The organism is Streptomyces sp. NPDC043870, from assembly GCF_056435785.1.
Genome location: NZ_JBWKDT010000003.1, coordinates 310,182 through 316,790 on the forward strand (window position 1 = coordinate 310,182; position 6,609 = coordinate 316,790).

At 71.6% G+C, this 6,609-nt stretch carries 6 protein-coding genes; 4 read left to right on the forward strand and 2 right to left on the reverse strand.

What is annotated here, in order from left to right; translation table 11 throughout:
- Positions 1-8 precede the first annotated feature (8 nt).
- Positions 9-215 carry a hypothetical protein gene (locus AC0699_RS05930; RefSeq protein ID WP_478656138.1) on the forward strand — a complete coding sequence of 69 codons (207 nt, stop codon included), beginning with the start codon at positions 9-11 and terminating at the stop codon, positions 213-215.
- Here AC0699_RS05930 and dapA read toward each other — a convergent pair.
- Positions 200-1,129: a 4-hydroxy-tetrahydrodipicolinate synthase gene (gene dapA / locus AC0699_RS05935; RefSeq protein ID WP_478656140.1), complete on the reverse strand. Its 930-nt coding sequence runs from the start codon at positions 1,127-1,129 to the stop codon at positions 200-202. The two genes, AC0699_RS05930 and dapA, sit on opposite strands and share 16 nt — an antisense overlap.
- A gap of 151 nt (positions 1,130-1,280) precedes the next feature.
- Here dapA and AC0699_RS05940 point away from each other — a divergent pair, with 151 nt between their 5' ends.
- Both AC0699_RS05940 and AC0699_RS05945 read left to right on the forward strand, forming a co-directional pair.
- Positions 1,281-1,907 carry a hypothetical protein gene (locus AC0699_RS05940; protein WP_478656142.1) on the forward strand — a complete coding sequence of 209 codons (627 nt, stop codon included), beginning with the start codon at positions 1,281-1,283 and terminating at the stop codon, positions 1,905-1,907.
- 90 nt (positions 1,908-1,997) lie between these two features.
- Positions 1,998-2,705, forward strand: coding sequence for an antibiotic biosynthesis monooxygenase (locus AC0699_RS05945; RefSeq protein WP_478656144.1), 708 nt, complete (start codon positions 1,998-2,000; stop codon positions 2,703-2,705).
- A gap of 25 nt (positions 2,706-2,730) precedes the next feature.
- Here AC0699_RS05945 and AC0699_RS05950 read toward each other — a convergent pair whose 3' ends face one another.
- The gene (locus AC0699_RS05950) at positions 2,731-4,572 is read right to left on the reverse strand and encodes an endonuclease/exonuclease/phosphatase family protein (protein ID WP_478656146.1); all 1,842 of its coding nucleotides are present in this window, start codon (positions 4,570-4,572) and stop codon (positions 2,731-2,733) included.
- Between the two features lie 354 nt (positions 4,573-4,926).
- Between AC0699_RS05950 and AC0699_RS05955 the strand changes: the two genes are divergently transcribed.
- Positions 4,927-6,396 (forward strand): hypothetical protein, encoded by a 1,470-nt coding sequence (locus AC0699_RS05955; protein WP_478656149.1) that lies wholly within the window; start codon positions 4,927-4,929, stop codon positions 6,394-6,396.
- The last annotated feature ends 213 nt before the right edge of the window (positions 6,397-6,609 follow it).

The window sequence follows — 6,609 nt, forward strand, 5'->3', positions numbered from 1 at the left end:
GAACCGACATGAAGATCAGGCGGGTCGCACTCGGAACGTCGACGCTGCTGCTGGTGGTGGCGCAGCCGTCGGGCGTCGCGTACGCCGACGAGACGCACACCGACTCGCACAACGCGCCTTCCGTGGCACTGATCTCGACCGGTCAGATCGATGATCCGCTCGAGGACGTCCTGGAGCATGCCAAGGTCCTCGACATGTCTCACCTGCCCGGCTGAGCGGGGAAGGACCGAGCCAGCTCCTCGTACGCGGCCAGCAGCCCGTCGGCCGTCCCACGGCCGGCGGGCTGCAGCGGTTCCCGGACCGGCCCGGCCGGCAGGCCGAGCCGGTCGAGCAGCGCCTTCGCGGTCACGGTGCCCGGCAGCCCCGACGCCATCATCAGCTCGACGAGCGGGAGCGTGCGCTGGTTGAGCCCGGCGGCCTCCGCCGTCCTGCTCGCGTCGTAGGCGTCGAGCACCGCTCGCAGCGGGCCCGGGGCGGCATTCGCGACCGTGCTCACGAAGCCCGCGCCGCCCAGCGCGTACAGCGGCAGATTCAGCTCCTCGGAGCCCGCGTAGTAGGCCAGCGAGGTCCGGGCGATCACCTTGGCACTGCCGAGCAGGTCGTTCGCGCAGTCCTTCACGGCCACGATCCGGGGATGGCCGGCGAGGCGCAGCATCGTCTCCGGCTCGATGCGGGTGCCGGTACGGCCGGGGATGTCGTACAGCATCAGGGGGACTCCGGTCGCGTCGGCGACCTGCCGGAAATGCGCCTCGACGGCATCCTGTGGCGGGCGGCTGTAGTACGGCGTGACGACGAGCAGGCCGTCGGCGCCCGCCGCCTCGGTGGACCGGGCGAGCTCCACCGTGTGCCGGGTGCTCGCGCTGCCGACGCCCGCGACGATGCTCACCCGGTCACCGACGGCCTCGCGCACGGCCCGTACGAGCGCGGTCTTCTCGGCGTCGGTGGTGGTGGGGGACTCGCCGGTGGTGCCGTTCAGCACGAGACCGTCGCAGCCCTCGGCCACCAGGTGCGCGGCGAGCTTCCGTGCGCCGTCCAGGTCCAGTTCTCCCGCGGCGGTGAAGGGCGTGATCATCGCGCAGAGCGCGCGGCCGAAGGGCTGCGGGCGTGGGTGTGAGGGTGGTGTCGTCATGTCCGAAGTGTCTGCCGCCTCGACCGTGAAGGTCCACTTAGTTCTCCTTGGGATGAAGGGGAAGCAGCACTGAAGAGTGGCGAGGAGTGGCCACCTCTCGCGCATCGCGAACGACCGTACGGGTGTTCGTCGTTGAGGCAGGATGGGGCGCATGATCCGTACTGTGCGTCTCGCCGTGCTCCCGCTGCTTCTCGTCCTCGCCGCCTGCGGTACGGAGCGGGCCTCCGACCGGCCCGGCGACGGGCCCGCCCCCGACCGCGCCGCGCTGGAGGCCCGGGCCCGGAGTCTGGAGTCCGCCATGGAGCTGATCTACGTCACCGACATACCCGGCTTCGAGCTGGCGAAGCAGTCCCTCGGCCCGTCCGGTGACGACGGTTTCCAGAGCACCTACGTTCAGGCCCCGGGTGGCGGCCAGGTCCGTCTGGTCGTCGACCGCGGCAGCCTCACCGAGGCCGACTGCCGCTCCACGCACGTCGATTCAGCAGGCGATGCTCCGGTCACCTGTGAGGCGGACGGCGACGCGACCTGGTACCGCACGGCCGGCGGCCGCCACGAGTACGCCCGCGCCGAGGACGGTCATGTCGTCCGGGTCGCCGCCGACCGCTCCGTGGACCGTGCGACCCTGCGCGCCGCGGCCGGGTCCGCCCATCGCGCGGACGACCGTGAGCTGGACCGGATCCTCCCCGAGGAGGCGCCCGATGCGCCGCCGGTCGAGCGGGGTGACCTCCCGCCCGTCGGCGACGGCGCCCCCGACAACGAGGTCGGTGCGTCCGGCTGAACGGGCGACGGCAGACGGTTGACTTCAACCAAGGTTGAAGTTCGAGCATGGTCATCGAAGGACCGAATGATCGCTCACAGGAGGATCCCGATGACCGTGCAACTGTCCGTCCGCCCCGACCCGGCCCGGCCCGGCGTCGGCATCGTCAAGGTCAGCAGCTGGCACGTCGGTACGCCCGAACGGCAGCAGGCCGCCGTCGAGGCGATCGCACGCGCCTGGCAACGCCGCGACTGGCCCGACGTGGGCCTGCTCTCGTACAGCGTGTTCACGTCCCATGGCGGCACCACGCTGCTCCACTACTCGCAGTGGACCGGCGAGGACGCCTACCAGGACTTCCGCCGCACCTTCCGGGACGAGCGGAACGACGAGATCGACGCCGCCGTACCCGGCATCGAGCGGCTCGGACTCCGCTCGTACGTGCCCTACCGCAGCGGCGGGCGCGCAGCCGGCGACACCTCGGCGCCGGGCTGCGTCGTCATCGTCGAGGCCGACTTCGACGGGCCCGACCCTGCGCGGCAACGGCACTGGGTCGACGCGGTGTTCGCCGCACTCGACAGCGACCCGCACACGCACCCCGGCGGCATCTCCGCCCACTTCCACCTCAGCACGGACGGCACCCGTGTCCTCAACTACGCCGAGTGGGAGAGCGAGCAGGCCCACCGGGAGGCGCTCGAAGCCCCCGGCGACGGCGTCGGTTCGAGCACGGAGCTGTGGACGCGCGTCCAGCGCTACCCGGGCCTCGTGGGCAGCAGGGTGACGCGCTACACGCCCGCGCTCAGCCTGAGCACGGGCGTGTAGCGGTCCGGAACGGGACGGGACGGGACTACGGGCGGAAACGCAGCACCTGCGGGTCGTGGTCGCTGTCCTGGTCCGCGAACTCCGCGTTGATGTGCACGCTGTCGTAGCTGAAGTCGCCGATCGACGGACTGGTCAGGATCTGGTCCAGCACCTGGCTGTTGCCCTGGAAGACGTACGAGTAACGCTCACTGCGCGGCAGGGACTTGACCGCCGGGTACAGTGCGCCGCCGTCCGTCAGAGCCTTCGTCGTCGCCGAGAACTCGAAGTCGTTGATGTCGCCGAGGACGACGACATCGGCGCTCCGCTGCGCCTTCAGAATGTCCTTGACGAAGGCGTTCACGGCCTGCGCCTGCTGGAGGCGCTTGGCCTCGGAGGAGCGGACCGGCGGCTGGTGGTGCGAGGTCAGGCCCTCGTCGCCGCCCTTCGAACCGAAGTGGTTGGCGATGACGAAGACCGTACGGCCACGGAAGACGAACTCGCCCGCGAGCGGCTTGCGGCTGCTCTCCCAGGCGGCGTTCGCCGGGTCGATCCGGCCGGGGGACAGGGTCAGGGCGGCGTGGCCCTTCTCCCGTACGACACCGGTCGCGGTCGTCGCGTCGCCGCCCGCACGGTCGGTGAAGGAGACCCTCTCCGGGTTGAAGAGGAACACCTGGCGGATGTTGCCGCCGGGCTCGCCGCCGTCCCTGTTGTTCTCCGGGTCGACCGTCCGGAACTCGTACGCCGGGCCGCCGGCGGCGGCGATCGCGTCCGTGAACTTCTTGATCGTCTGGTCGGCGGCGACCGTACCGTCGTTCTTGGCGCCGGTGTTGTCCTGGATCTCCTCCAGGGCGACGATGTCGGGCGAGGCGAGGTTGTCGACGACGGCCTTCGCCAGCGCGTCGAACTTCTCCTGCGGGTCGGACGGGTCCAGGTTCTCCACGTTGTACGTGGCGACGGCCAGCTCGCCGCGGCGCTGCGCACGGGTGCTCTCGCGCTCCAGCTCGCCGTCGGTGACCGTGCCGAGGGTGCGTGCCGTGATCGTGTAGCCGCCGAACTGGTTGAAGTCCAGCGGGCCTTCGGTCGTGCCGGTCAGCACATCGCCGACGTTCGCCTTCGGGAAGGGCTGCTGGGCGAGCGGGATCAGCGACTGGATCTGCAGCCGGCCCGTGTTCTGGGAGGCGTACGAGCCGTAGAGCGTACCGCCGCGCCGGGTCGCGTTCTCCCTCGGCTTCACCGTGACCCACAGCTCGTGGTACGGGTCGGTGGCGCCGACGACACGCGAGGTGCCGATCTGAACGTTGGTGCCTTCCAGCGACTCGTAGTAGTCCAGCGCGTACGAACCGGGCTTCAGCGGCAGAGCGTTGATGCTGTTCGCGGCGGCCGGGTCGCCCTCGGGCGCGTACGCCGAGGGCACCGACCGGGCGGAGATGGTGACCGGCGCGGGCAGCGCGTTGCCGGACGAGACCACCGTGACGGTGGGCTTGGAGATCTGGGTGAGTGACTGGTTGCCGGAGTTCAGGCCGCCGGGGACGTACTCGCCGACCGTGCCGGAGACCTTCACGGCGTCGCCGACGGCGACGGTCGGCGCGGCGCCGGTGAAGACGAAGAGGCCCTCGCTGGTGGCCGGGTCGTTGTCCGCCTGCGGGTCCTGGATCCAGAAACCGCGGGAGGAGCCGTACGTACGCACGCCGATGACGATGCCCTCGACGTCCTTGACCTGCTGCCCCACGAGGGGGGAGGTACGGGTGGTGCCCTGGATGTCGTGAACGCGCACGCCGGCCGTGGTGTCGGCGTCGGCCGCGGCCGAGGAGGAGCCGGCGAGCAGGCCGGCGGCCAGAGCGGTGGCCACGACGGCCGCGACGGCGGCAGGTCTCGGTATGGAAGGCATGACGGAAACTCCGAGTGAGGGTTGGGGGTGGCTTATAAGATCTACGCGCGTCAATCTCTTGGCAGAGCACGCCACTTGTCAAGAGGCGCCGGGTGTACGGCGGTTGACGAGTACATGAACCGGATGGCATCGGGTGAAATGCGTCTACGCTGGGGGCCGCCCCGAGCGCGAGGAGCCGAAGGAGCGCGCCGCTGCCGGAAGGGAGGCCGCGATCGATGTGCGGCTACCGCCGCGCGGCCGGAGGGCTCGAGGAGCGAGGGACCGAGCACGATCGACCGTCGACGGGGCCGGAGCGCCCCGAAGGCGAACCGAGCCACACAGACCAGTACGCGCACAGTCGAGGAGAGCCGCCAGATGCCAGGAGACCGCCCCGCCGCACGCCCCACCATGCCGCCGGTGAGGCTGCACTCGGACGCGGAGCTTGCGCGGGACGCGCTCGGCGCGCCGCTGCTGGCGAGGGCGGTACGGATCGCGCGCTGGGCCGGACCTGAGACCAGGGTCGGGGCGGGTGGAGAACTCATCGAGGAGCAACTGCCCGCGGCCGCCGCGGCATTGGGGCTCACGGCGGACGAGGACGGGGCCGCGGACGCCAGCGAGGCATGGCGGATTGCCGTGGACACGGGACTCGTCGAGGTCGTCGACCCGGAGGACGAGCGGGCCGAGCACGGCACGGTCGCCACGGGCGGCAACCTCACCCTGATCACGGGGGGCAGCCCGCAGGACGTGCTCACGCTCTGGCAGGACGCCTTCGACGCCGTGTTCGCCGACGCGATCGCGCCGTTGCTGGACGATCTGACCGACGTCATCGGCGAGGACGGCGATATCGACTTCGAGGCGCTGGACTGGGACCCCGAGGCGGAGAGCGAGTTCCTCGAGGGCGTCCTCGGCAACCTCTACCTGCTCACCGTCGCGGAGGGCGGGGCGGGGGAAGGGGCGGTGCCGTTGCCCGCCCTGGCCGCGTCGATGATCGTGCCCGACGACATGAGGGAGCCCACCGACGACATCCTTGAGCAGGTGTCCGACGCGATGATGCGGCTGGACGACCAGTTCCGGCTGCTGGAGCCGATCGGTCTCGTCGAGTACCGGCCGGTCGACGAGGCCCTGATGGTCGAGGAAGGCGCGGAGTCCGCCCCGTCCGTGTCCGCCGGGGAGGAGGACGACGTCACCCGCTACGGGATGGTGAAGCTCACTCCGCTCGGGCTGTACGGGGTCAGGGCCCGGATGCTGGAGGCGGGCGTGTTGGCGCCGGCCGTAGGAGACCTCGCGGACAAGGACGCGGTCGCGCTGCTCGACGGGGTCGCGTACTACCCCGAGATGTCGGCGCGGGCGGAGACGGTGCGGTGGCTCGCCCTGCGCACCCCTGTCGGGGCGGCCCGCGACCTCCTCACCGCCGCGCGCGGGGAGGACGCCGGCGCGCCCCTGCGACGGCTGCACTGCCAGCAGGCCCTGGCGCTGGTCGGCGCGGACGCCGAACCGGCCGTCCGTGAGGTCCTCGACGACCCGGAGCTGGGCGGGCTCGCCCGTGTCTGGCTCGCCGAGCGGGGCAGCGCGGATGTGCCGGCGCCGCCCGAGTCCATGATCTTCTGGCTCGCCATCGACACGATCGCGGCGCAGCTGGACGCGGACGGAGATGTGGAGGAGCTCCAGGACCTGGTCGAGGGCCTCGTCGGGCGCCACAGCGGATTCTTCGACGCGGCGTGGCGGGTCGACCACCCGGCCACGGCGGACGTTCTGGAGGCGATGGGCCGGCTCCACCGCGACAAGAAGATGGCGAAGGACGCGCGCAAGGCGGCCTTCAAGGCGAGGTCCAAGCGCGGCGCCTGACACCCGGGACGGCGCCGGGCCCGGCTCGGACCCGGTCCTCGAACGCCGGACGCGTCGGGTGGGTACGGCCCTGTCCCGGCCCCCGGCACAGCGCGGGACGACGCCGGGCCCGGCTCCGGACCCGGTCCTCGAACGCCGGACGCGTCGGGTGGGTACGGCCCTGTCCCGGCCCCCGGCACAGCGCGGGACGACGCCGGGCCCGGCTCCGGACCC

Excerpts from the sequence above, each read along its gene's own strand:
- AC0699_RS05930 (WP_478656138.1), top strand. The coding sequence starts at position 9 with ATGAAGATCAGGCGGGTCGCACTCGGAACGTCGACGCTGCTGCTGGTG.
- dapA (WP_478656140.1), bottom strand. The coding sequence starts at position 1,129 with ATGACGACACCACCCTCACACCCACGCCCGCAGCCCTTCGGCCGCGCG.
- AC0699_RS05940 (WP_478656142.1), top strand. The coding sequence starts at position 1,281 with ATGATCCGTACTGTGCGTCTCGCCGTGCTCCCGCTGCTTCTCGTCCTC.
- AC0699_RS05945 (WP_478656144.1), top strand. The coding sequence starts at position 1,998 with ATGACCGTGCAACTGTCCGTCCGCCCCGACCCGGCCCGGCCCGGCGTC.
- AC0699_RS05950 (WP_478656146.1), bottom strand. The coding sequence starts at position 4,572 with ATGCCTTCCATACCGAGACCTGCCGCCGTCGCGGCCGTCGTGGCCACC.
- AC0699_RS05955 (WP_478656149.1), top strand. The coding sequence starts at position 4,927 with ATGCCAGGAGACCGCCCCGCCGCACGCCCCACCATGCCGCCGGTGAGG.